General features: G+C 70.9%; 16 protein-coding genes, 3 tRNA genes and 1 pseudogene. 14 read left to right on the plus strand and 6 right to left on the minus strand.

Annotated features, from left to right (window positions below):
* Positions 1-178 precede the first annotated feature (178 nt).
* From KZC50_RS08050 to KZC50_RS08085, 8 genes are all read left to right on the plus strand, one after another.
* Positions 179-1,435, plus strand: a complete 1,257-nt coding sequence (locus tag KZC50_RS08050) for a sugar ABC transporter substrate-binding protein (protein WP_310891291.1) — start codon at positions 179-181, stop codon at positions 1,433-1,435.
* 72 nt (positions 1,436-1,507) lie between these two features.
* Positions 1,508-3,133: an ABC transporter permease subunit gene (locus KZC50_RS08055; protein ID WP_310891292.1), complete on the plus strand. Its 1,626-nt coding sequence runs from the start codon at positions 1,508-1,510 to the stop codon at positions 3,131-3,133.
* Positions 3,133-4,107 carry a sugar ABC transporter permease gene (locus KZC50_RS08060; RefSeq protein ID WP_310891293.1) on the plus strand — a complete coding sequence of 325 codons (975 nt, stop codon included), beginning with the start codon at positions 3,133-3,135 and terminating at the stop codon, positions 4,105-4,107. The genes KZC50_RS08055 and KZC50_RS08060 overlap by 1 nt, the downstream gene beginning before the upstream one ends.
* Positions 4,104-5,996, plus strand: coding sequence for an alpha-amylase family glycosyl hydrolase (locus KZC50_RS08065; RefSeq protein ID WP_310891294.1), 1,893 nt, complete (start codon positions 4,104-4,106; stop codon positions 5,994-5,996). The genes KZC50_RS08060 and KZC50_RS08065 overlap by 4 nt, the downstream gene beginning before the upstream one ends.
* The gene (locus KZC50_RS08070; protein WP_310891295.1) at positions 5,993-6,805 is read left to right on the plus strand and encodes a hypothetical protein; all 813 of its coding nucleotides are present in this window, start codon (positions 5,993-5,995) and stop codon (positions 6,803-6,805) included. Before KZC50_RS08065 ends, KZC50_RS08070 begins: the two co-directional genes overlap by 4 nt.
* 23 nt (positions 6,806-6,828) lie before the next feature.
* Positions 6,829-7,329, plus strand: a complete 501-nt coding sequence (locus tag KZC50_RS08075) for an FBP domain-containing protein (RefSeq protein ID WP_053548131.1) — start codon at positions 6,829-6,831, stop codon at positions 7,327-7,329.
* Positions 7,326-8,243, plus strand: coding sequence for a PfkB family carbohydrate kinase (locus KZC50_RS08080; protein WP_310891296.1), 918 nt, complete (start codon positions 7,326-7,328; stop codon positions 8,241-8,243). Before KZC50_RS08075 ends, KZC50_RS08080 begins: the two co-directional genes overlap by 4 nt.
* A gap of 98 nt (positions 8,244-8,341) precedes the next feature.
* A tRNA-Tyr gene (locus tag KZC50_RS08085) sits at positions 8,342-8,426 on the plus strand.
* Between the two features lie 120 nt (positions 8,427-8,546).
* Here the strand turns inward: KZC50_RS08085 and KZC50_RS08090 are convergent.
* Positions 8,547-9,683: a calcium/sodium antiporter gene (locus tag KZC50_RS08090; protein WP_310891297.1), complete on the minus strand. Its 1,137-nt coding sequence runs from the start codon at positions 9,681-9,683 to the stop codon at positions 8,547-8,549.
* A gap of 96 nt (positions 9,684-9,779) precedes the next feature.
* On the opposite strand from KZC50_RS08090, the gene KZC50_RS08095 reads away from it, so the two are divergent.
* Entirely contained in the window at positions 9,780-11,105 is a 1,326-nt protein-coding gene (locus tag KZC50_RS08095) for a hypothetical protein (protein ID WP_310891298.1), read from the plus strand.
* A 25-nt stretch (positions 11,106-11,130) separates the two neighbouring features.
* Here the strand turns inward: KZC50_RS08095 and KZC50_RS08100 are convergent, their stop codons facing one another.
* A complete protein-coding gene (locus tag KZC50_RS08100) occupies positions 11,131-12,732 on the minus strand; it encodes a phytoene desaturase family protein (RefSeq protein ID WP_310891299.1) in 1,602 nt (533 codons plus the stop codon).
* Between the two features lie 51 nt (positions 12,733-12,783).
* On the opposite strand from KZC50_RS08100, the gene KZC50_RS08105 reads away from it, so the two are divergent.
* The 4 genes from KZC50_RS08105 (at position 12,784) to KZC50_RS08120 (ending at position 15,334) form a co-directional block, all read left to right on the plus strand.
* A complete protein-coding gene (locus tag KZC50_RS08105; RefSeq protein ID WP_310891300.1) occupies positions 12,784-13,578 on the plus strand; it encodes an inositol monophosphatase family protein in 795 nt (264 codons plus the stop codon).
* A gap of 157 nt (positions 13,579-13,735) precedes the next feature.
* On the plus strand, positions 13,736-15,091 hold the full coding sequence (locus tag KZC50_RS08110) for a peptidoglycan DD-metalloendopeptidase family protein (RefSeq protein ID WP_310891301.1): 1,356 nt from the start codon (positions 13,736-13,738) through the stop codon (positions 15,089-15,091).
* Between the two features lie 63 nt (positions 15,092-15,154).
* Positions 15,155-15,226: transfer RNA gene (locus KZC50_RS08115), tRNA-Thr, on the plus strand.
* 34 nt (positions 15,227-15,260) lie between these two features.
* Positions 15,261-15,334: transfer RNA gene (locus KZC50_RS08120), tRNA-Met, on the plus strand.
* Positions 15,335-15,708: 374 nt separating this feature from the next.
* On the opposite strand, the gene KZC50_RS08125 is transcribed toward KZC50_RS08120, so the two are convergent.
* The 4 genes and pseudogenes from KZC50_RS08125 to KZC50_RS08140 form a co-directional block, all read right to left on the minus strand.
* Positions 15,709-16,470 (minus strand): LysM peptidoglycan-binding domain-containing protein, encoded by a 762-nt coding sequence (locus tag KZC50_RS08125; protein WP_310891302.1) that lies wholly within the window; start codon positions 16,468-16,470, stop codon positions 15,709-15,711.
* Between the two features lie 43 nt (positions 16,471-16,513).
* On the minus strand, positions 16,514-17,572 hold the full coding sequence (locus KZC50_RS08130) for an agmatine deiminase family protein (RefSeq protein ID WP_310891303.1): 1,059 nt from the start codon (positions 17,570-17,572) through the stop codon (positions 16,514-16,516).
* A complete protein-coding gene (locus KZC50_RS08135) occupies positions 17,566-20,481 on the minus strand; it encodes an aminotransferase (protein WP_310891304.1) in 2,916 nt (971 codons plus the stop codon). The genes KZC50_RS08130 and KZC50_RS08135 overlap by 7 nt, the downstream gene beginning before the upstream one ends.
* 347 nt (positions 20,482-20,828) lie before the next feature.
* A pseudogene (locus KZC50_RS08140) lies at positions 20,829-22,502 on the minus strand (amidase); the annotation flags it as partial.
* A 19-nt stretch (positions 22,503-22,521) separates the two neighbouring features.
* On the opposite strand from KZC50_RS08140, the gene KZC50_RS08145 reads away from it, so the two are divergent.
* Entirely contained in the window at positions 22,522-23,226 is a 705-nt protein-coding gene (locus tag KZC50_RS08145) for a TetR/AcrR family transcriptional regulator (protein ID WP_310891305.1), read from the plus strand.
* Positions 23,227-23,258 lie beyond the last annotated feature (32 nt).

Below are 23,258 nucleotides of genomic sequence, written 5' to 3' on the forward strand. Positions count from 1 at the left end.
CAGTCCACCCCGCAGATCACGGCGAGATATCGATCCGAAATCCGCGGTTGCGGGATCGAGGGTGGCGGGTAAGAATGTAAGCGCTTGCATCACGGCGAGCAGAAGAACGGTCTTCTCGGTGCTCAGCGCCGGCAGAAGCCGGTTCTCCACGAATCAGCACTTCAAGAGAGGCACACCGATGAAGGTGAACAGGAAGAGCGTGCTCGCACTCGGCGCGCTGGTGGCGAGCAGCGCGCTCGTGCTCAGCGGCTGCGCGAGCGGCGGCGGCGACACGGCCGACGGCGGCGACACCGGTGAAGGCAGCGGCGACGCGAACGCCATCACCGTCTGGGTCGACATCGAGCGCAAGCCCGCACTGGAGGGCGTCGCGGCATCCTTCACCGAGGACACCGGCATCGAGGTCGAGCTGGTGACCAAGGACTTCGCCACCGTCGACCAGGACTTCATCTCGCAGGTTCCCACCGGCAAGGGCCCCGACGTCATCGTCAGCCCCCACGACAAGCTGGGCGCCTACGTGGCCGCCGGTGTCGTGGCCCCGCTCGAGCTCGGCGACGTCGCCTCGGGCTTCGCGGAGTCCGCCATTCAGGCCATGACCTACGACGGCAACGTCTACGGCGTCCCGTACTCGATCGAGAACGTCGCGCTCGTCCGCAACGCGGACCTCGTCGCCGAGCCGAGCACGACCTTCGACGAGGTCATCGCGAAGGGTCGCGAGGCCGGCACCACCTACCCGTTCCTCGTGGGCCTGTCGCCCGAGCAGGGTGACCCGTACCACCTGTACCCGCTGCAGACCTCGTTCGGTTCGCAGGTGTTCGCCCAGAACGCCGACGGCAGCTACGACTCCTCCAACCTCGTCCTCGGTGACGAGGCCGGTGTCGAGTTCGCCACCGCGCTGAAGCAGTGGGGTGCCGAGGGCATCCTCAACGCCAACATCGACGGAGACCGCGCCCGCGAGTTCTTCCTCGCCGGCGAATCGCCCTACTACCTGACCGGGCCGTGGAACACCCCCGCGATCGCCGAGGCCGGCATCAACTACGTCATCGACCCGCTGCCCAGCGCCGGTGGCGAAGAGGCCCGTCCGTTCATCGGCGTCAACGGCTTCTTCCTCTCGAGCAAGTCCGCCAACGCGCTGGCCGCGACGAACTTCATCGTCAACTACCTCAGCACCGAAGAGGCGCAGCTCGCACTGTTCGAGGTCGGCGGCCGTCCGCCGGCACTGACCGCCGCGTACGAGAGTGCCGCGGCATCCGACCCCGACGTCGCCGCCTTCGGCGCCATCGGCCAGACCGGTGCTCCGATGCCCGCGATCCCCGAGATGGGTGCCGTGTGGTCGGACTGGGGCAACGCCGAGCTCCAGCTCATCAAGGGCGAGGGTGACCCGCAGGAGGTCTGGGAGACCGCTGCGACGAACATCCAGACCAAGATCGACGGCTGAGTCCTGCCGTCACAGGGCGGGTGGGGTTCTGCTCGAACCCCACCCGCCCCTACTCTGTAGCCCGACACTGCGATGAAGGAGCGTCCATCGATGGTCGACGCCAAGCCCGCCACGACCGCCGGCCGGTCCGGCACCCCGTCCTCCGGACTGTGGGGTGACAATCCGTTCCACACCCCGTCGCGACGACTCACCTCCGGCGGCATCCTCGCCCTCGTGGTGAAGGTCGTCCTCCTCGGCGTCATCGACGCCCTCACCGTCTTCGCCGTGTGGGTCCTCATCGCCACGGGCGACTGGGTGGCCGCGGGCATCCTGACGCTCGTCGTCATCGCGGTGAACGTCATCTACCTGCGTCCTGGGCTCCTTCCCGGCAAGTACCTCACGCCGGGCCTCGCGTTCCTCGCGATCTTCCAGGTCTTCGTGATCTTCTACACCGGCTACATCGCCTTCACCAACGCCGGTGACCAGCACAACAGCACCAAAGACGATGCGGTCGCCCAGATCATCAGCACCTCGCAGGCGCGTGTGCCCGACTCGCCTGAGTACACCGTCCAGGTGCTCCGCCAGGCCGACCAGTTCGGTCTCCTCGTGGCCGAGCCCGGCGGGACGCTCGCCTTCGGCACGAACGAGCAGCCGCTGGAAGACGTCACCGCCGCCCCCTCCGGCTGGGACGAGCTGAACCTCAACCAGGTGATCCGCTTCCAGGACGAGGTTCTCGCCCTGAACGTCCCGGTCTCGGACGACATCAACGACGGGACGCTGCGCACCTCCGACGGTCAGCGCGCGTTCATCTTCACCTCGAACCTCGAGTACGACGAGGTCGCCGACACGTTCACGAACACCGACTCGGGGCTCGTCTACGTCGACGACGGCGAGGGCAACTTCCGCGCCGAAGACGGTTCGATCCTCACCCCCGGCTGGCGGGTCGTCATCGGCTGGGACAACTTCGCCTACGCCTTCACCAACGATCAGATCCGCGATCCGCTGCTGCGCGTGACGATCTGGACGTTCGTCTTCGCCGCGGGCTCGACGTTCCTCTGCTTCGCGCTCGGCCTCTTCCTCGCCGTCGCGCTGAACCACCCGACCCTCAAGGGCAAGAAGTACTACCGCATCCTCGTGATCCTGCCGTACGCCTTCCCCGCGTACCTGACGGGTCTCGTCTGGGCGGGCATGCTCAACCAGGAGTTCGGGTTCATCAACCAGATCCTCCTCGGCGGCGCCTCGATACCCTGGCTGGCCGATCCGTGGCTCGCGAGACTCAGCGTGCTCGTGGTGAACATGTGGCTCGGCTACGGGTACATGTTCCTCGTGAGCACGGGCGCCCTGCAGTCGCTGCCGGAAGACATCGTCGAGGCCGGGAAGATGGACGGCGCCGGCGCGTGGCGGATCTTCCGCTCTGTGAAGCTTCCGCTCCTGTTCGTCGCCGTCGCGCCGTTGCTGATCGCCACCTTCGCGTACAACTTCAACAACTTCGGCGTGATCTACATGCTCACGCGAGGAAACCCCCGCTTCACCGACACCACGCTGGACATCGGTGCGACGGACATCATGATCACGATGGTCTACAAGGTCGCCTTCGGCGGCGGCGGAGGCCGCGACCTCGGTCTCGCGTCGGCGCTGTCGATCCTGATCTTCGTCATCGTCACCGTCGTCGCCGTGATCAGCTTCCGGCAGACCAAGGCACTGGAGGACCTGAACTGATGAGCGAGCGCATCGACCAGTCCGTTCCCGACGCCGCCCGCGTCGGGGTCGTCAGCCGCATCGGCGGCGTCGCGGGCCTCCCCGCCGACGACCAGCCGCCGATCCCGACGCACCGGCGCCAGTCGTTCCGCCGTTGGTTCGCCGACAAGGGGTGGCGTCACGTCGTGGCGTGGATCGCGATCGCCTTCGCGCTCTTCCCGCTGCTGTACATCATCTCGGCATCCCTCAACCCGATCGGGACCCTGACCGGCTCGAATCAGCTGTTCTCGGCCATCTCGCCGCGCAACTACGAGCGCCTCTTCACCGATCCGGCGATCCCGTACGGCACCTGGTACGTCAACTCGCTGATCATCGCGATCGTCACGAGCGTCGTCACGGTGCTCCTGTGCGCGCTCGGTGCATACGCGTTCTCGCGCATGCGCTTCCGCGGGCGGCGGTTCGGACTGATGACGCTGCTTGTGCTGCAGATGTTCCCGCAGCTCCTGGCGATCACCGCGATCTTCCTCCTGATGATCCAGATCAGCGACGTCTTCCCGGCGATCGGTCTCGGCACCCACGCAGGCCTCATCATGGTGTACCTCGGCGGCGCGCTGGGTGTGAACACGTTCCTCATGTACGGGTTCTTCAACACCGTCCCGTCGGCGATCGACGAGGCGGCGAAGATCGACGGTGCCGGCCACGCGCGGGTGTTCTTCACGATCATGCTGCCGCTGGTCACGCCGATCCTCATCGTCGTGGGGCTGCTGACCTTCATCGGCATCATCGGCGAGTTCGCCATCGCGAGCGTCATCCTCACCGATCCGGCCACGCAGACCGTCGCGATCGGGCTGTTCCAGCTCGTGTCGGGCTTCCAGTCGCAGAACTGGGGTGTGTTCTCGGCGGGCGCGATCCTCGCGGCCCTCCCCGTGATGGTGCTCTTCCTGCTGTCGCAGCGCTACATCGCGGGCGGGCTCGTCTCCGGCAGCGTCAAGTGACGGATGCCGCATCGCGGCTGATCCCGCACCACGACGGGTCGCCGCTACACGTGTCGACCCTCGCGCCCGCGCTCGGCGAGACCGTGCGGGTACGGGTGCGGATCCCGCACGCGTGGGGACAGGCCGCGATCGTACGGGCCCGGTCGAACCCGGACCACGAGCCGGCGTGGACGGATGCCGTCCTCCTCGGCGCCGACGGCGGATGGGACTGGTGGGAGGCGGAGGTCGTCGTGGCCAACCCGCGCCACGGCTACCGCTTCATGATCCGTCGGGACGACGGTCGCGTGTTCTGGTTGAACCAGGCCGGTCTCCACGAGATCGAGACGCTCGATGCCGAGGACTTCGCCCTCGTAGCGTATCCCGCGCCTCCGGAGTGGATGTACGACGCGGTGATGTACCAGGTCTTCCCCGACCGCTTCGCCCGGTCGTCCGAGGCCGATACCCACCCGACCCCGGAGTGGGCGACCCCGGCATCCTGGGACGACCCGGTGGACGTCCTCGCGCCCGGGCGGTCGCAGCAGCTTTACGGCGGCGATCTTCCCGGCGTCATCGAGAAGCTCGACCACCTCGTCGGCCTGGGCGTGAACCTGCTGTACCTGACCCCCGTCTTCCCCGCCGCCTCGAACCACCGCTACGACGCGTCGAGCTTCCTGACCGTCGACCCCCTCCTCGGCGGGGACGACGCGTACGTCCGTCTCATCGAGGAGGCCCACGCCCGCGGCATCCGGGTCATCGGAGATCTGACCAGCAACCATTCCGGAGACCGGCACGAGTGGTTCCTCTCGGCCTACGGCACGCCGGCAGCGCCCGCCGAGGAGTTCTACTACTTCACCGACGAGGGCAACACCGAGTACGTCTCCTGGCTCGGGTATCCGACGCTGCCGAAGTTCAACTGGGCCTCGGAGAAGCTCCGCGAGCGGTTCATCTCGGGTCCCGACTCGGTCGTGGCGATGTGGTTGAAGCCGCCCTACAACGCCGACGGATGGCGGATCGACGTCGCGAACATGACCGGGCGGCTCGGCGACATCGATCTCAACGCCGAGGTGCGGCAGCTCCTGCGCGAGACGATGATCGCCATCAACCCCGACACCCTCCTCCTGGGGGAGTCGACGAACGACGCCGTGAGCGACCTGCAGGGGGACGGGTGGCACGGCGCGATGACCTATCCCTCGTTCACTCGACCGCTGTGGGCGTGGCTGAGCGATCCGCAGTCGACGGTGTACCGGAACGCCGAGGGCGATGAGGTCACCGAGCCGTGGTTCTTCGGGCAGCCGATCGACGGGATCCCGCGCTACACGGCGACCCAGTTCGTCGAGTCCGTCACGCGGTTCGCGGCCGGCGTCCCCTGGCGGGTGCGGCTCGGCACCATGCAGCCCCTCGACACCCATGACACCGCCCGCTTCGCCACGCACGCGGGGGAGGGGACGATCCCGGTCGCGGTCGGGCTGTCGATGACGCTCCCGGGTCTCCCGGTCGTCTACGCGGGCGACGAGTTCGGCGCCGTCGGGGTCGACGGCGAGGCCAGCCGGACGCCGATGCCGTGGGGCACCGAGGAAGAGCCCGAGGTCGCCGTGCGCATCGCGCTGTACCGCGACCTCGTGCACCTCCGCCGCGCGCATCCCGCGCTTGCCGGCGGCGGGCTGCGGTGGGTGCACGTGGACGAGGATGCGGTGCTCTTCGTCCGGGAGGCCGCCGAGGAGAGCATTCTCGTCCTCGCCGCCCGCGGCGACGTGGAGATGACCGTGCCGGCGGACGCGGTCCCCGGGGCCGAGGGCGCCCAGGCGCTGTACGGGACGGTCGCGGTGGACGCGGCATCCGACGTCGTGACGATCTCGGCCCGCGGCCCGGTCTTCGCCGCGTGGGCTCTGCCCGGGGTGCGCACGCCGTGAGCACGGATGCCTTCGACGCGCTCAGCGCCGCCCTGACCGCGGGGGTGCGAGCGGACGACCGCCTGCTCGGGCTCGCGCTGCTCGGGTCGGCCTCCGAGTCAGGACGGGCGCGTCGCGATGAGTGGTCGGATCACGACTTCTTCGCGCTCGCTCACCGCGGACGCGGGGCCGAGGCCCGGCAGAGCCTGGAGTGGCTTCCGGATCCCGCCTCCCGCGTCCTGGTCGCGCGGGAGGGCGAGATCGGCTTCACGGTGCTCTACGCGGACGGTCATCTGCTCGAGTTCGCCCTGGCCGAGGTCGACGAGCTGTCCGGCGCTCTCGCCGGAGACGCCTCCGTCGTCGTCGACGACGAGGCCGGTTCGGTGGCTGCACTCATCGAGGACGCGCGGCGCCGGGCGGAGGCATCCGACCGCTTCGACCCGGCGAACGACACCGCCCTCTTCCTGGTGAAGCTGATGGTCGGCGTCGGACGTGTCCGGCGCGGTGAGCGTCTGAACGGCGGGCAGTTCATCCGTCAGTGGGCGGTGCAGCACCTGATCCGAGCCGTGCGGGGACGCTTCGCGACAGTATCGACCTCCCGGCGCGACATCATCGACCCGGTGCGGCGATTCGAGGAGGACTTCCCGGCGGAGGGCGCGCGCATCGCGGAGATCCTCGACCGCCCTGTGGAGGAGTGCGCGCGAGGGCTGTTCGACCTGGCCCGCGACGTGCTCGAACCGGGCTGGGGGGAGTTTCCGACGCCCGCCGCGGACGCTGTCGCCGCGCGCCTCGGGTGGGGTGCGGACGCCGCGGCGCGGGGAGGTTCGTAGACTGGGTCGGGCGAGGAGGTGCCATGCGCCCACTGACCGAAGACGATGTGCGTTCCCATTTCGTCAACGCCACCCCCGACGAGTTGCGGATCGTCGCCCTGCCGACCGATTTCGTGCTGCTGGACTGGTTCCACCTGGACTTCTTGGCGTGGCGTGATCCGCGCACGCGCGGCCGCGGATACCTCTTCGTCGAGATCGACGACGAGCCGCGCGGAATCGTCCTCCGGGCTGCCGAGGGGAGTTCGCACGCGCGCTCGGCGATGTGCAACCTCTGCCACACGATGCAGCCGGCCGATCAGGTGGTGATGTTCTCCGCGCGGCGCGCCGGCGCTGCCGGCGAACGCGGCGACAGTGTGGGAACGTACATGTGCGCCGATCTGTCGTGTCACGAGAACGTGCGGCTGGCCGCGCCGCTCGCGCCGAGCGAGATGCGGGCGAGCGTGGACATGCGCATCGACGGAACGCGTCGGCGCACCGAGACCTTCGTCGGACGAGTGCTGGAGAGTGTGGGGAGCAGGGCATGACGGAACGGATCGTCGTCGTCGGAGACGCGCTGATCGATGAGCTGCGCGACGACACGGGTGTGCGCGAGTTCGTGGGAGGCGCCGCGCTGAACGTCGCCGTCGGACTCGCGCGACTCGGCGTGCCCACCACCCTCGTCGCGATGGTCGGAGACGACGAACCCGGTTCGCGGGTGCGCGCGTACCTCGCCGACCACGGCGTCGACCTCCTCGCGACGCCCTCGCCGCTCGGCACCGCCCGCGCGGTGAGCACCCGCTCCGGCGGCGGCGAGCCGACCTACGTCTTCAACGAGGCGTCCCGGAAGCGCCGCATCCGATTCGGTGATGCGGAACGCGCCGCGATGGCGGATGCCGCCCTCGTGGCCGTCAGTTGCTTCGCGTTCGACGACACGGAGCAGACCCGGGAGTTCGCGGAGGCGGTCGCGGCATCCGGCACTCCGCTGGCGATCGATCCGAATCCGCGCGAGGGCATGATGCACGACCGCGCCGAGTTCGTACGCGGCTTCGAGGCGCTCGCCGCCGACGCCGCGCTCGTGAAGGTCGGCGAGGACGACGCGACGCTGCTGTACGGAGAGCCGCTGGACGCCCTGCGGGCCCGACTCCTGGAGCTCGGGACGCACGCGGTGCTGGCGACCCAGGGCGCCGCCGGAGCGTCGGTCGAGGCGGCGGGTGTCACCGCGACGCGACCGATCTCGAGCCTCCCGGGTCCGATCGTCGACACGATGGGCGCGGGTGACGCCGCGTTCGCGTCGACCCTCGCGTCGCTCGCGCAGGGGCAGCCGCAGGCCGAGGAGGAATGGGGCGACGTGCTCGAGAAGGCGATGGATGCCGCCGCGGCGACCTGCCGATTCGAGGGGGCTCTCCTGCGTCTGCCGTCCGCGCTGGAGGACACCGACCTCGACGCCATCGGCACCTGATCCTCGCACCGCATCCGATTTCCCGAGAGCGGCCTCGGGAGAGTAGGATCGGTGATCGCGCCTCCGGTCGACTGTACAAGCCGGGCGGGTGCGCACCCGGCGAGTTACCCAAGCGGCCAAAGGGATCTGACTGTAAATCAGACTGCTCAGCATTCGGGGGTTCGAATCCCTCACTCGCCACCATCACGAAGGGCTCCGCACCGCGGGGCCCTTCGTCGTTCCACCCTCGTGAACGGGCTTCAGTGGCGCCGTGACGCGGGGGTGCGGGCCGACGACCCGCGTGAAGGCGCCACCGAATCCGGATCAGGGGGTGGGGGTCTCGCGGCGGCCGCGGCGGAGGCCCACCTCGTAGGCCGTCACGGCGATGAGGGTGACCGCGAGGAGCGGGAGCACGAAGAAGAGCATCACGATCGAGAAGCCGCGCAGGGCATCGTGCGCCACCGCGGCGAGGATCAGGTACACCGTGTACGCGACGTAGAGGCCGACGAACACCGCGCCCTCCCACCGCGCGATGGTGAACCCCGTGAACGCGATCGGCACGAGCGCGACCGCGGCGGCGATCATCAGCGGGATGTCGAGCGAGATCGCGGCATCCGGCACCGGGATCCCCGCCGGGAAGAAGATCGCGGGGAGGCCCAGCACGACCCCGATGTTGAAGATGTTGCTGCCGACGATGTTGCCGACGGCAAGGTCGCGCTCGCCGCGTCGGACGGCCGCGATCGAGGTCGCGAGCTCCGGGAGGGAGGTGCCGATCGCGACGACGGTGAGGCCGATCACCAGGCTCGAGACGCCGAAACCGGTCGCGATCGCCACGGCTCCGGTGACGAGCAGGTCGGCGCCGAACACGAGCAGACCGATGCCGGCGAGGATGAGGACGACCGGGATCAGGTACGACAGGACTCCGGATGCCGGGGCCCGCCGTGTCCGCACCGGACCGGTCTGCGAGGGATCGGTGGCTGCCGCGGCATCGTCGGGCACGGCATCCGGATCCTTCCTGCTCAGCGTGAAGCTCAGGACGACGTGGGCGACGGCCGCCGCGAAGAGGATCACCCCGTCGATCTGCGTGATCTCGCCGTCCAGGGCGAGCACGAGCAACAGGATGCTGATGCCGACCATCACCGGGAGGTCGAACTTCACGAGGCGGCGCTTGACCGCCAGTGGCAGGAACAAGGCCGAGAGGCCGAGGATCAGCAGGACGTTGACGATGTTGCTGCCGACGACGTTGCCGACGGCGAGGCTCGGTTCCTCGTCGATGACGGCGCCGATCGTCACCGCCAGCTCGGGCGCGCTCGTGGCGGCCGAGACGATCACGAGCCCCACCACGAGAGGGGGGATGCCGAGCTTGGTCGCGAGCGCCGACGCGCCGCGCACGAGCACCTCGCCGCCGCCGATGAGCAGGACCAATCCGAGCAGGACGCGGCCGATGTCGAGGAGCTCCACGTCGCGATTCTAGGGGCGCGAGAACCGGGTCGCCGCCGAGAACCGCGCATGTCAGGATGGGACGGCGGGTCCATCCCGCGGACGAGAGGACGGACCATGTCGCAGCCCGATCAGCAGGCGCTCGAGCCCTCGCGCGCCGACGCCCAGACCTCCCCGCTGCTGCGTGCGGCGATCTGGGTCGCCATCGGCGCTCTCATCGCCGCGGCGCTCGTCTGCGTCGTGTGGGTCCTCATCGGCGAGCAGAACGGCATCGTCGGTCGCGCGTTCCTGACGATCCTGCTGCTGGCGGGCTTCGCGGGCGTCGCGATCCTCGACGCGCACCTCGCCCCCCGCCGTCCCGCATGGTTCGCGCTGGCGAGCATGGCCACCTGGATCGTCACCCTCCTCATCGGTGCGGTGATGATCTGGATGCCGGAGCGCTACTCGTGGAGCGGCTTCGGCCGCTTCCTGCAGTTCCTCTTCATCGTGCTGATCCTGCAGCTCGCCCTCCTCCACGTGCGCCTGTACATGAAGGCGCTCGAGCGGTACGTGACGCGGTTCACGCAGATCGTGGCGTTCACGACCATCGGTCTCGTCACGCTCCTGGCGGTCCTGCTGATCATCCCGCTCATGCTCTCGGAGTGGGTCGACTTCGCCGACATCTACTGGCGCATCGTGGTGGCCACCGCAATCCTCGCCGCCGTGGGCACCGCTCTTCTCCCGCTCGTGAACGCCCTGTTCGCGCCGCGCAAGGCGAGGACCGTCGCCGCCGCGCCGGCGCCCGGCTACCCCGGCGGTCCGGCGTACGGCGCCGGGTTCGGGGCGTCGGCCGGGTACGCAGCCTCCGCCGGGTACGGAGCGTCGGGCGGCTACGGTCCCGCCGGTGGGTACGGTGCGCCCGCGACTCCCGCGGCCTACCCCGGTGCGCAGTCCGCACCCGCCGCTCCGCCGTTCTCGGCGCAGCTTCCGGCGGCCCCGGAGCCCTACCGTGGACCGGCGGGTGCCACCCCGATCGATCCGGCCGCGGGAACGGATGCCGCGGCGCCGGCGCCCCAGGGAGAGCAGCCGCATCCGGCCCGCTCCGTCGTGACCCACGCCGCGGTCCAGCAGGCGCAGGCCGAGGCCGCGCAGGCGGCGGGGGAGCAGCCCGCACCCGACGCGGGACCCTCGCCCGAGCCGGCCCCGGCCGCGGCTCCCGCGGCATCCGCTGAGCCGGAACTGCTGCCGTGGCCGATGTTCGCCGACGGGGTCACGCCGCTGCCGATGATGCCCGACGGCTCGCCCGATTTCGCGGCCTACCAGACCGGCTTCCCGAGCCCGGGCGCGCACGTGTTCGCGCCCGTGTCACCTCCGCCCGCACAGGAGGCCCCCGAACAGCCCGCGCCGCCGGCACCCGGATACGACGGCTTCCCGCCGCCGCCTCCGCTACCGCCGCGCGGCTGACGCGCCCCGGGGACGAGCCCCCGGGTCAGCGGCCCGCGAGGATCTCGAGGGCCGCGTGCGCCGCACTGTGGCCGCCGAGGCCGCTGACGGCGCCGCCGCGGCGCGACGCCGAGCCGCAGACGAGGATCCGCTCGTGCGCGGTGGCGACCCCCCACCGTTCCGCCGGGGTGTCGAGCGCCTCGTCGTCTTCGGCCCACGGCCACGAGAGGTCGCCGTGGAAGATGTCGCCGCCGGTCATCCCGAGGCCCGCCTCCAGGTCGGCGGTGGTCTTCGCCTCGACGCACGGCGTCCCGTCCGGAGCCTCGTGGACACAGTCCGAGATGGGCTCCGCCAGCACTGCGTCCAGCGAACGCTCCGCCGCGGCCAGCAGTTCGCGTCGCACGGTGTCGCGATCGCGTCCGGCCACGAGCCGATGCGGCACGTGCAGGCCGAACAGGGTCAGCGTCTGCGCCCCCGATGCGCGCAGCTCCGGTCCGAGGATCGACGGATCGGTGAGCGAATGGCAGTAGATCTCCGCCGGCAGCGGATCGGGGATCTCTCCGCCGGACGCCCGCGCGTGCGCGGCGTCGAGCTGGCTCAGCGTCTCATTGATGTGGAACGTCCCCGCGAACGCGGCCTCGGGGGCGACCGTGGCGTCCCGCAGACGCGGGAGGCGCCGCAACAGCATGTTGACCTTGACCTGTGCGCCCTCCGGGGACGGCGCCGAGGCGGCATCCGTCGTCGGCGCCCCGCCCGCGCGGAGGAGCGCCGCGAGGACGCTCGGGCCGACCCCGCTGAGCACGAGCCGCCCGCGGAGGGTTCCCGGGTGCTCCCCGGCGACCTCGACCTCGCCCTCGGGGGTGACGGAGACCACCTCGGCGCGCGTGCGGATCTCCGCGCCGACCGCCCGGGCCGCCCGCTCCAGCGCATCGGTGACCTGCCCCATGCCGCCGACGGGGACGTCCCAATCCCCGGTGCCGCCGCCGATCACGTGGTAGAGGAAGCACCGGTTCTGCCGGAGGCCGGGATCATCGGATGCCGCGAACGTGCCGATCAGCCCGTCCGTCAGGGCGATCCCGCGCGCGATGTCGCTGTCGTAGGACGCCCGCAGGAGCTCGCCGAGCGGTCGCTCCACGATCCCCTCCCACAGCGCGGCATCCGTCACGCGGGCCGCGATCTCGGAACGTCGCCGGAGCGGCTCGGTCATCGTCGGGAAGACGGATGCCGCGAGCGGGCCGAGCCGCGCCCCGAACCGTGCGTGCCGGTCGGCCTCCGCGGCGGACCCCGTGACGCGCGCGAACGAGGACGCGGTGGCAGCGGCATCCTGCGTGTCGATGAGGATTCCGCGTGCGGGATCGCCCGGGTCCGGGGTGTAGGACGAGTAGCGCCGTCGCTTCAGTGTCAGGGCGAGGTCCAGGTCGTCGATGATCCGCCGGGGGAGGAGGCTCACGAGGTAGGAGTAGCGCGACAGTCGCGCGTCCACCCCCGCCCAGGGCTGCTCGGAGACCGCGGCGCCGCCGGCGTGCGCGAGCCGTTCGAGGACCACCACGCTGTGCCCCGCGCGGGCGAGGTAGGCCGCGGCGGTCAGTGCGTTGTGTCCGCCGCCGATGATGACGACGTCGTGGGTGCGGCCGAATCCGCCTGTCATGGATCCACGCTAGCGCCGGGGTCCCCCGCGCGCCCGCAGTAGCGTGGAGGCATGGCATCCGATCGCGACCTGCACGACCTCGCCCTCGACATCGCGCGGGAGGCGGGCGCGCTTGCGCTCCGACGCCGCACCGAGGGTGTGGCGATCGCCGCGACCAAGTCCGCGCTCGCCGACATCGTCACCGAGGCCGACCGCGAGGTCGAGGCGCTCGTCCGCGCCCGGCTGGCCGCCGAGGCATCCCGGGACGGCTTCCTGGGGGAGGAGACCGGTGCAGAGGTCGGCGAGAGCGGTCTGACCTGGGTCGTCGATCCCATCGACGGCACCGTCAATTACGCGTACGGCATGCCGCAGTACGCGGTGAGCATCGCCGTCGTCGCGGGAGACCCCGACCCCGACCGATGGGAGGCCGTGGCCGCCGCGGTGTACGCACCCGCGGTCGATGAGATGTTCCACGCCGTCCGGCAGGAAGGTGCGTATCTCGACGGTGCGCGCCTGCGGGTGGCCGAGCTGACGGATGCCGGCGGCCTCATCGCCACCGGCTTCGGCTACGACCCGTCCACCCACGCCGGCGACCTCGCCGCGGTGGGACGTGTGCTGCCCCTCGCGCGGGACCTCCGGCGTGCGGGCGCGGCATCCCTCGATCTGTCGTACGTCGCCGCCGGGCGCCTCGACGGCTACTTCGAACGCGGGCTCCAGCCGTGGGACCACGCGGCGGGCGCCCTGATCGTCCGGGAGGCCGGGGGCCGCTTCGGCCGCGGTGACGCGGACGCGGCGGGGCGTGTCCTGAACGTCGCGGCGGCACCGGAGCTCTACGACCGCCTGTTCGCCGCCGCGCTGCAGCCGTGAGCTGCCGGGCGATCGGGCGTGTGTACATCGCATTCTCAGGTCGCCGGGGGTAGTGTTTACCCGTTCGTTATCTTCCGTGCCCGTGCGGAACGAAGCGACATCCCCCCATCTGAGATGACCTCCGTCGCGCGTGCGACACGACTGAGAGCCCTTTCGTTTGCCCCTCGATTCATCCCAGGCTGAGCCCGCGCCCACGCGGCGCTCCCGCCGACTCCCCGCGGCCCCGGCATCCGTCGACGTCCCGGCTCCGGCCCCCTCTCGTGCGGAGCGACGCCGTGCCGTCGCCGTCGAGTCGACGGCCTCCGTCACCCTCCCGGGCGACGCCGTGCTCATCGAGCTCGACCTCGCCGCGCCCGGTGAGGAGACCCGCGACTCTGCGGACCCCGTCGATACCGTGACCCCGGAGCCCGTCGCGGCCGAGGACGAGCCCGCCCTGACCCGCCGCGCGCGCCGCGCCCGCCGGGCATCCGTGCCGGCGGTGGAGCACCTCGTCGTCGACGAGATCCCCGCCCCCGCCGCCGAGGCCACCGCGCACGACCCTGCCGCCGTCGACCCCGAGCTTCTCGAGAGCGTCGTGGATTCCCCCGCGGCGGAGTCCCTCGTCGATGCGGATGCCGACGACGCCCCGGCCGACGCCGACGAGGACGAGTTCGAACGCGCCGCACGTCTCTTCTGCTTCACCGGCGAGACCCCGGTCGCCGCCGCCCCGTCGGAGCCGGCTTCCTCCGCGCCGCTCACGATCACGGGGGCCCACGTCGTCCCCCCGCGCGGTCGACGTTCCGGACGCTCCGCCGTCACGCGTGTGGCGACGGCATCCTTCTCCGTCGGCGTGTTCGGCATCGTCGGACTCATGGCCGTCGGCATGACCACTCCCGCCGAGGCCGTCGCCGCAGCATCGGTGCCCACGTCCGCGGTGGCTCCCGCGAACATGACCGTGGCCTCGAGCGCGATCGACCGCGACGAGATCCAGGCGTACGTGGCCCCGTCGGATGCGCAGAACGACACGCTGCAGCGCACGGAGAGCTACTCGACGCAGACGATCGCGGAGCTCGCGTCCGAGTCCGGCATCCAGAACTTCTCCAACTTCTTCTACAATGACCCCAACGGCGAGATCCAGTGGCCGTTCCCGGTGGGTGTGCCCATCAGCTATGGCTACGGGATGCGCTCGGGGAACCTGCACGAAGGGCTCGACTTCGTCCCCGGTGACGGTGCGCCGATCCAGGCGATCACCGATGGCGTGGTGCGGGTCGCCACCAGTGCGGGCGGCGCCTACGGCGTGCACGTCATCATCGACCACGAGATCGACGGTCAGCTCGTCTCGAGCCACTACGCGCACATGCAGTACGACTCGCTCCAGGTCGAGGTCGGCGACACCGTCACGGCCGGAACGATCATCGGGCTGACGGGCAACACCGGACGTTCGTTCGGTGCGCACCTGCACTTCGAGATCCTCATGAACGGCACGACCGCGATCGATCCGCTTCCCTGGTTGCGCGAGCACGCGGGAGGCTGAGCCGATTCAGCAGGATGCCGTGATTCTGGTATCCTCGTTGAGTTGCCTGCACGCAGGTGGCACGCCCCGATAGCTCAGTGGCAGAGCACTTCCATGGTAAGGAAGGGGTCGTCAGTTCAATCCTGACTCGGGGCTCGCAGCATCTCGTCCGACCGACGGAATGCGTCGCGGCGGGGTAGCTCAGTTGGTGAGAGCGCACGACTCATAATCGTGAGGTCGCGGGTTCAAGCCCCGCTCCCGCTACAGGAAAAGCGCCCCCTCGTGGGGGCGCTTCTTTCGTTTCCGGGCCGGTGGTCGGCGCCTGCGCGTACCGAACTCCTCCGATTCGCGCGCCGGAGGCGGGTTCCGGGGCCCGGGGAGGCGTCGGGCAGGGTTTCTGAGGAGTTCGGCCCGCGGTTCCGGTGAGCTCGGGGTCGGGTCGGGCCTCCTGCCGTCGAACCCATGGGCCGGACCCTGGGCGGTCGGTCGCGTACCGAACTCCTCCGATTCGCGCGCAGTCGGCCGGGTTTCGGTGCCCAGGGCGGGTCCGGGACCGGTTTTGAGGAGTTCGGCTCAGGGTCGCGGCCGGCGCGGGACGACGGGTCTCGAGTGGGCGGGTGCGAGGCGTGCGAGCCCGGCTACGCGAACATGTGACGGAGGACGTCGAGTCTCTCGAGCTCCAGCGCGCGGGCGATGACGTTCGCGTGGTCCGGGTTCGGGAACAGGTCCGCGAGGTCGTTCTCGAAGATGGTCCGCATCGCGTCGAGGTCGCCGGCCTGCGCGGCCGCGCTCATCGCTTCCACCGCATTCTGATAAGGGATCTGCTGATATCCCGCGGGGGCGTCGGGCGGGCTGAAATACGGAATCCACGGCAGTGACTTGTTCGGACGCAGGAGGAGGACGTCACCCGGCTGGATCATCCTCGTATGGTTCAGCGTGTCGATGCTGTGCGGGTTCGCGATGCAGAATCGGTCGCTGATGGCGTAGAGCGCGTCGCCGGGCGCGACGGTGTACGTCACGACGCGCCCCTCCTCGTCCAGCCCTGCTTCACCAGCGGCGAACTCCCGGACGCCCTGGTCGGGGATGTCGCCGTGGAGCCAGGCGTTCATCTCGCCCATGTGGATCCAGGCGGCTTCCTCGCAGTCGCCCGGGCCGCCCGAAGGGATCGCGGTGCCGTTTCCCACGTTCACGTACCCCTCCGGCAGGCCCGTGAGCGCCGCGTCGTCCTCACCGGGCGATTCGGTCGCGGCAGAAGGAGACGCTGTCGGCTCGGCAGCGGCCGGCGCGAGTCGCGCTGCGGCCCACCCTGCGGCGTCGAGCACGGGCGGAGCGGCGAGCACCACGAGGCCTGCGACCACCATCGTCGAGACGGCGATCGTGATCTTCTGCGCCCGGTTCATCGGACCGAGCCTCCCACGGATGCCGTTTTCCCGCGAGGGCTGATCAGCCGACGGCCGGCTGCTGCTGGGTGATGCAGTGGATGCCGCCGCCGCGGTCGAAAAGCGGACGCGCGTCGACGGTCACGACGCGGCGACCGGGGTAGGCGGCGGCGAGGATGTCGCGCGCACGGGCGTCGGCGGCGTCCTCCCCGAATCCGCACGCGATCACGCCGCCGTTGACGGCGAGGTGGTTCACGTAGCTCCAATCCACCCATCCCGTGTCGTCCCGCAGGGTGTCCGGGGCGGGGAGCCCGGTGATGGTGACGTCCCGACCCCGGGCGGCGAACGCCGCCTCCAGCTCGCCGCGGATCTGCTGCGACACCGCGAAGTCGGGGTGGTCGGGGTTCTGCTGGTCGTGGAGCAGCACGTGCTCCGGCGAGGTGAAGGTGGCGACGATGTCGACGTGGCCGTTCGTGCCCATGTCGTCGTAGTCCCGGGTGAGTCCCCGCGACAGCCAGATCGCGTCGGTCGCCCCGATCGTCCGGGCCATCTCGGACTCGACTCGTGCCTTGTCGGCGAAGGGGTTCCGGCGCGGGTCGAGCTGCACCGTGTCGGTCAGGAGCACGGTGCCGGTCCCATCGACGTGCAGGCCGCCCCCCTCGTTCACCAGGAGTGAGTCGATGACCTCGATGCCGAGGTGCTCGCCGACGAATCGGCCGATGAGGGCTGACTTCCGCCACTCGGCCCAATCCGGTGCCCCCCAGCCGTTGAAGACCCAGTCGACGGCGGCGAGGGTTCCGGGGCGCGCATCGTCGACGACGAACGTCGGGCCCATGTCGCGCATCCAGAACTCGTCGATCGGCGCTTCGACGATCTCGACGTCGCTGCTCAGCATCCGTCGGGCACGGTTCATCTCGGTCGGGTCGACCACCATCGTCACCGGTTCGAACTCGACGATCGCGTGCGCGACGGCCGTCCACGCGGCGTAGCCCTCCTCGCGCTCCTGCCCGCCCTCGCCGAGCGTGAACCCTTCTCGGGGGAAGGCCATCCACGTCCGCTCGTGCCGATCGGTCTCGGCCGGCATCCGCCAGCGGGGGGTGTCGAGAGAGCGCGAGCTCACCATCCGGTCTCCAATGTTCGGGCCAGCGCGTCGGCGAAGTAGTCGACGGATTCCTTCGTCACGCACAGCGGGGGTTTGATCTTCAGGACGTTCTGGTGGTCGCCGGTGGGCTGCATGATCACGCCCAGCTCGAGCAGCCGGTCGCAGATGGCGGCGGTCTCGGCTGTGGCGGGTTCCCGCGTCTCGCGGTCCCGCACGAACTCGACGCCGAGATACAGGCCGGATCCGTGGACGCGACCGATGATCGGATGCCGTGTCCCCAGGTCTTCCAGGCGTGCGGCGAGGTGCGCGCCCACGTCGCGGGCGTTGTCCTGCAGTCCCTCCTGCTGGATGACGTCGAGCACGGCACTGCCGATCGCGGCGGAGACCGGAGAGCCCCCCGTGGAGGAGAAGAAATAGCCCTGCGTGCGATAGCGGTCGGCGATCTCACGGCGGGTGATCACCGCCCCGAGCGGATGCCCGGCACCGATCGACTTCGCCACGGCGACGATGTCGGGGACCACCCCCTGCTCCTGGAAGCCCCAGAACCAGCGTCCCAGCCGCCCGAAGCCGACCTGGACCTCGTCGGCGATCGCGAGGCCGCCGTGCCGACGCACCGCGGCGTACACCTCCTGCAGGTAACCGGCGGGCAGGGCGACGCCGCCGGCGTTGCCGAAGTACGTCTCGCAGACGAACCCGGCGGGGAGGGCGCCGCCCGCCACGATCCGATCGATGTCGGCGACGGCCTCCGGCGCGTACCGCGCGGCATCCGCATCCCGGTGCGCGCCGCGGTAGGAGTTGGCGGCAGCCACCGTGTGCACCCAGTCGGGCCGCGTCTCGAGCGCGAACGGGTTGTCGGCGATCGAGGTCGAGACGGCATCGCTCGCGAACGTCCAGCCGTGGTACGCCTCGCGCATGGCGACGATGTCGCGGCGGCCGGTCGCGGCCATCGCGAGGCGCAGCGCGAGGTCCACCGCCTCGGAGCCCGAGTTGACGAAGAAGACGGTGTCGAGCTCATCGGGCAGAGTCGCGGCGATCTTCTCGCCGTACTCGGTGATGCCGCCGTAGTGGAACCGCGAGTTGGTGTTCAGCAGGTGCATCTGCCGCGTCGCCGCCTCGACCACCCGGGGGTGGGCGTGCCCCACAGAGGCGACGTTGTTCACCATGTCGAGGTAGACCCGGCCGTCGACGTCCATGAGGTACTCGCGCCAGCCTCGTTCGATCTGCGGGGGCGCGGTGTAGTAGTGCTCCTGCACATCGGCGACGACGCGGTACCGGCGCTCGAGCAGATCGTCGGACGGATGCCGCGGCCCGGGGCTCGCGGGAAGCCCCAGCGCGGGCCCGACCTCGCCGACGACCGTCCGCCAGGCGAGCGCGAGGGCCGGGACGACCCGCGCCGGCGGCTGCGGGCCGTCGGAAGGGAATCGCCGGGCGAACAGGCGCGTCCGCGCGGGGAGTTCCGCCGCCGTCGCGTCGGCGGGGAGGCCGGTGATCGTCACCGTCTCCCGCCCGTCGGTCCAGGTGAGCGCGCCGTCGGCGACGGTCGCGCCGGCCGCAGCCGCGGAGGCGAGCGGCGTCGGCTCGGCCAGCCAGATCGTCGCCCCGGTCGGCACGGTGGCGGGGGCTGCGGGGGTCCGCCGGGGTACGCCGGTCAGCACGGGCTCCCACGCCGGGATCACACTGCATGCGGCCCCCCGGTCGAGTGCCGCCGCCGCGGCGCGGTCGAGCGCACCGTCGTCGAGCCACGCGCCCTCGTCGTTCAGCTCCGACACGGTCCCCGCGTCAAGGACCGCGATCTCCCCGGTGAGGGCCACCAGCGGCGCACCGTGCCAGCCGCGATCAGCGTCGCCCTCATCGGGCACATCCTCGAGGGCGGTCCGGATCGCCGCGGTCATGACGGGGATCGGCACCGCCGTCGCGGTCTCGAAGATCCGGTACTCGCGGTCGAGGGCGCTCGCCGCATAGTCGTTGGCCTCGTCGATGCGCACCTGCGCCCGTCCGCTCAGCACGAGGACGACACCGCGGAGCACGGCGAGCGGCCACACCGCGGCGATCTCGTCAGAGGTGAGCGGCCGACGCGCGTGGAAGGCCCGGAGGGCCGGGAGGGTCGACAGCGCATCGGCGCCGTCGTGGTGGAGGACCGACGAGACGGTGGTGGCGATCTCGCCGACCCGCCACGATGCGGTGACGTCGCCGAAGTCGATGACGGCATCCGGAAGCGACCCCGGCGCGGCGCGCAGGACGTTGTCGTCCGTGATGTCGAAGTGTCCAGCCTGCACCGGGAGACGTTCGGCGAGGGGGGTCAGCGCCGCCGCGGCATCCGCCGTCGCCGTCCACAGGGCGTCCCGCACCGCCTCATCGGTCTCGCCGGGGAGGAGCGCGTCGATGACGCGGAGTGCGTGCCGCGCGTCCCACTGCAGCACCCGGGCCGTGGCGGGGTGGGTGAACCCGTCGAGGGCGACGCTCACCCGCGCGGCCAGGTCGCCCAGGCGGGCGACGACGGCCGGGGAGAGGTAGCCCGAGCCCATCAGGGTCGAGCCGGAGATGTTCTCGAGCACCCGCGCGTGGACGCGGCCGCTCGAGGAGTCCCACCACGCGCTCATCGGTCCGCGGGGTCCGGCGACGAGCCGGGGCACGCGGAGCGTCGGGTCGTGGTCGGCGACGCGCGCCGCGGCACGATCCTGCAGGTCGATCTCGGCCTCGCTGAAGGCGGGGTTGCTGATCTTGAGCACGCCGAGCGGCTCGTCGGACCCGCGTGCGAAGACCCGGAAGTTCTGGTCCTGCTGGCTTCCGAGGGAACGCAGGTCGATCTCGACGCCGAAGGTCTGGGCGAACAGGCGTCGCACCTCGTCGTCGCCGAGCGAGGGTGTCGGCAGCTCGACGTGGGCGAAGTAGTCGAACGGCGCGGCGGATGTCGGGGTGGTGTCGGTCACAGCGGTGCGCCTTCCGTCGATCCGAACGCCCCCGCAACGGCACCGTCGGTGTCGCGGGCGACGAGGACGACGAGCGGTCCGAAGGGAGGCAGCCATTCGCTGAACGTGACGGTATGCGCGTCGGAGTCGAGGGGATGCGAACCCGTGACGCGCTTGCCGTCCACGGACACCGCCGCCCGGACGCCGTCGACGTACGCGACCACGTCCGCGGCGGCACCGCCGCTCAGGGTGCCCGAGAAGGACACCACCGTGTGATCGGCGTCGCCCTCGAGCCGGACCGAATCGAGACGGATGTCGAGTCCGCCCGTGGCGACGGGAATCGCGGAGGGGAACACCGCTTCGTCCGGGAGCGCCGGAGTGCGCGGCGGTGAGGTGCGACGTGCCCCGAGCGCCGCGACGGCCGCGGCGAGCTGCATCAGGCGCGCGTCGGCGTAGGCGGGGCCGGCGAGGGTGACACCGACCGGCATCCCGGTGTCCGTCATCGTCCCCATCGGCACGGTGACCGTCGGGATGCCCAGGTGGCGCGGGACGAGGTTGCCGTTGGAGACCCAGACGCCGTTCCGCCACGCGATGTCGGCGGAGGTCTCCTCCACGTCGGCGTCGGCGGGACCGACGTCGGACTGGGTCGGGAAGATCACCGCGTCGAACCCCTCCGCGGCCATCCACTCCTCGAGGTCGACCGCGCGCGTGTGCTCCAGGCCGCGGAGCCCCTGCTCGACGCTCGGGATCTCGGTGGGGGTGCGCACCCCGGACCGCGCGGCGTCGACGTATTCGGCCAGGTCGTAGGCGATGTCGAAGGGGAAGATCCCGTAGCGATCCGGGAGGGCGCCGGTGGGGTGGGGGAAGATCTTCGCCGCGTCGACGTCGGCGAGCCGGTGCAGGCGCGGGTCCCCGTTCAGTCGGAGGAAGGCGTCGAACGCCCATACGGAGAGGTCACCGACCTCGTCGGCGAGGAATTCCCGCGGCACGAAGCCCCGGTCGACCATGTCGCGGCTGTCGGCGCGGAGCTTCTCGTAGTTGTCCACCGCGGGGAGATCGATCTCGACCACCTCCGCGCCGGCGTCCTCGAGTTCGGCGCGCAGGCGCTCCCAGAGGGCCATCACCGAGGGGCGGGTGTCGATCGGGAGCGCGGTGTCGGGGTCGGCGTTCACATAGATGCGGGGGACGGCGAGACGGATGCCGGTGAGGTCGGTGGCGGGGAGGTCGGCGAAGGAAGGCGGACGGACCTCCGACGGCGCCGGCAGCGGGATCCACGGCTGCGACCGCCACAGGTCGCCGTCGGTGATCGGGTCGTCCACGACCACGGCGTCGAGGATGTGCGCGAGGTCCTCGATCGTGCGGGCGTGGGGGACGACCACGTCCATCGTGGGCACGAGCGGCCAGTTGCCGCGCACCGAGATCATGCCGCGGGACGGCGTGTATGCCGTCAGCGCGTTGTGCGAGGCGGGGGCGCGGCCGGACGACCAGGTCTCCTCTCCGAGCCCGAAGGCCGCGAAGCTCGCGGCGGTCGCCGTACCCGACCCGTTCGACGACCCCGAGCCGAAGGCGGAGGTGAGGTACGCGGCGTTGTACGGCGATTCCGCGCGACCGTAGAGTCCCCGCTGCATCCCGCCCGCGGCCATCGGAGGCATGTTCGTCAGGCCCAGGAACACGGCGCCGGCCTCGCGGAGGCGCGCGACCGCGAACGCGTCGTCCTGGGCGATGAGGTCGGCGAAGGCGGGGGAGCCGGAGGCGACCGGGAGGCCCGCCACGCAGTAGCTGTCTTTCGCGGTGAAGGGGATGCCGTCCAGGATGCCGCGGGATTCGCCGTGCGCGCGGCGCTCGTCGGCTGCCCGCGCCTCGGCGAAGGCCCCGGGGTTCAGCACGATGACGGAGGTCAGCGCGATCCCTGATCGGTCGTAGAACGCGATCCGGTTGAGGTAGCGGGCGACGAGTTCGACGCTCGTGACCGCGCCGCCCCGGAGGGCGGCGCTCAGCTCGGCGAGGGACGCCTCGACGACCGTCGGCAGAGGTGCGATCATGGGGGTAAACATACACCGTATGTTTTCCGCGCCGCCACACCATTTCGGGACGCCGCGTAAGCTCGGCCGCGACCTCGAGGAGTCCGTCATCGCCAGACCGCCCCGCCCGCTGCTCAGCCGCGAGCTGATCGCGCAGACGGCGCTCGCCCTCGTGGACCGTCACGGCGTCGAGGGAGCGAGCATCCGCCGCGTGGCGACGAAGCTCGGCGTGAATCCCACCTCTCTCTACAACCACGTTCCGAACCTCGCCGCCATGATCGAGGACGTCCGCTCCCTGGTGTCGGCGCGCATCGACTCGCGACCGCTGCGCGAGATGGCGTGGGAGGACGGACTCCGGGAGTGGGCGCGTTCCTACCGACGCGCGTTCGCGGGGCATCCGCGCGTGGTGCCGCTCCTGATGACCAACGCGGTGAAGGCGCCCGTGCTGTTGGCGGAGTACGAGGACTTCGCCGTCGCGGCGCGTACCGTCGGGTGGTCCGATCGCGACATCCTCCCGCTCCTCACGGCGTTCGAGTCGTTCATCCTCGGGAGCGTGCTGGACATGTCCGGCCCCGCGATCGTGTTCGATCCGCGCGGACAGGAAGCCGACCTCCCCGCCTTCTCCGCCGCCTTCGCGACGCTCGCCGACGAAGATCCCACCGACCCGATCGCCACGCGCGCGTTCGAGATGGGGCTCCGGATGCTGATCGCCTCGGCGCGACCGGAGGAGCACCCCGGCAGCTGACCGCGCGCGCTCGCCGCGAGTGGCAGACTGGG

Source organism: Microbacterium aurantiacum (assembly GCF_031625015.1).
In the GTDB taxonomy this organism is placed as follows: domain Bacteria; phylum Actinomycetota; class Actinomycetes; order Actinomycetales; family Microbacteriaceae; genus Microbacterium; species Microbacterium aurantiacum.

What these genes read in the sequence shown, in the direction of transcription:
- KZC50_RS08050 (WP_310891291.1), top strand. Translation starts at nt 179, where the DNA reads ATGAAGGTGAACAGGAAGAGCGTGCTCGCACTCGGCGCGCTGGTGGCG.
- KZC50_RS08055 (WP_310891292.1), top strand. Translation starts at nt 1,508, where the DNA reads ATGAAGGAGCGTCCATCGATGGTCGACGCCAAGCCCGCCACGACCGCC.
- KZC50_RS08060 (WP_310891293.1), top strand. Translation starts at nt 3,133, where the DNA reads ATGAGCGAGCGCATCGACCAGTCCGTTCCCGACGCCGCCCGCGTCGGG.
- KZC50_RS08075 (WP_053548131.1), top strand. Translation starts at nt 6,829, where the DNA reads ATGCGCCCACTGACCGAAGACGATGTGCGTTCCCATTTCGTCAACGCC.
- KZC50_RS08080 (WP_310891296.1), top strand. Translation starts at nt 7,326, where the DNA reads ATGACGGAACGGATCGTCGTCGTCGGAGACGCGCTGATCGATGAGCTG.
- KZC50_RS08095 (WP_310891298.1), top strand. Translation starts at nt 9,780, where the DNA reads ATGTCGCAGCCCGATCAGCAGGCGCTCGAGCCCTCGCGCGCCGACGCC.
- KZC50_RS08100 (WP_310891299.1), bottom strand. Translation starts at nt 12,732, where the DNA reads ATGACAGGCGGATTCGGCCGCACCCACGACGTCGTCATCATCGGCGGC.
- KZC50_RS08105 (WP_310891300.1), top strand. Translation starts at nt 12,784, where the DNA reads ATGGCATCCGATCGCGACCTGCACGACCTCGCCCTCGACATCGCGCGG.
- KZC50_RS08125 (WP_310891302.1), bottom strand. Translation starts at nt 16,470, where the DNA reads ATGAACCGGGCGCAGAAGATCACGATCGCCGTCTCGACGATGGTGGTC.
- KZC50_RS08130 (WP_310891303.1), bottom strand. Translation starts at nt 17,572, where the DNA reads ATGGTGAGCTCGCGCTCTCTCGACACCCCCCGCTGGCGGATGCCGGCC.
- KZC50_RS08145 (WP_310891305.1), top strand. Translation starts at nt 22,522, where the DNA reads ATGTTTTCCGCGCCGCCACACCATTTCGGGACGCCGCGTAAGCTCGGC.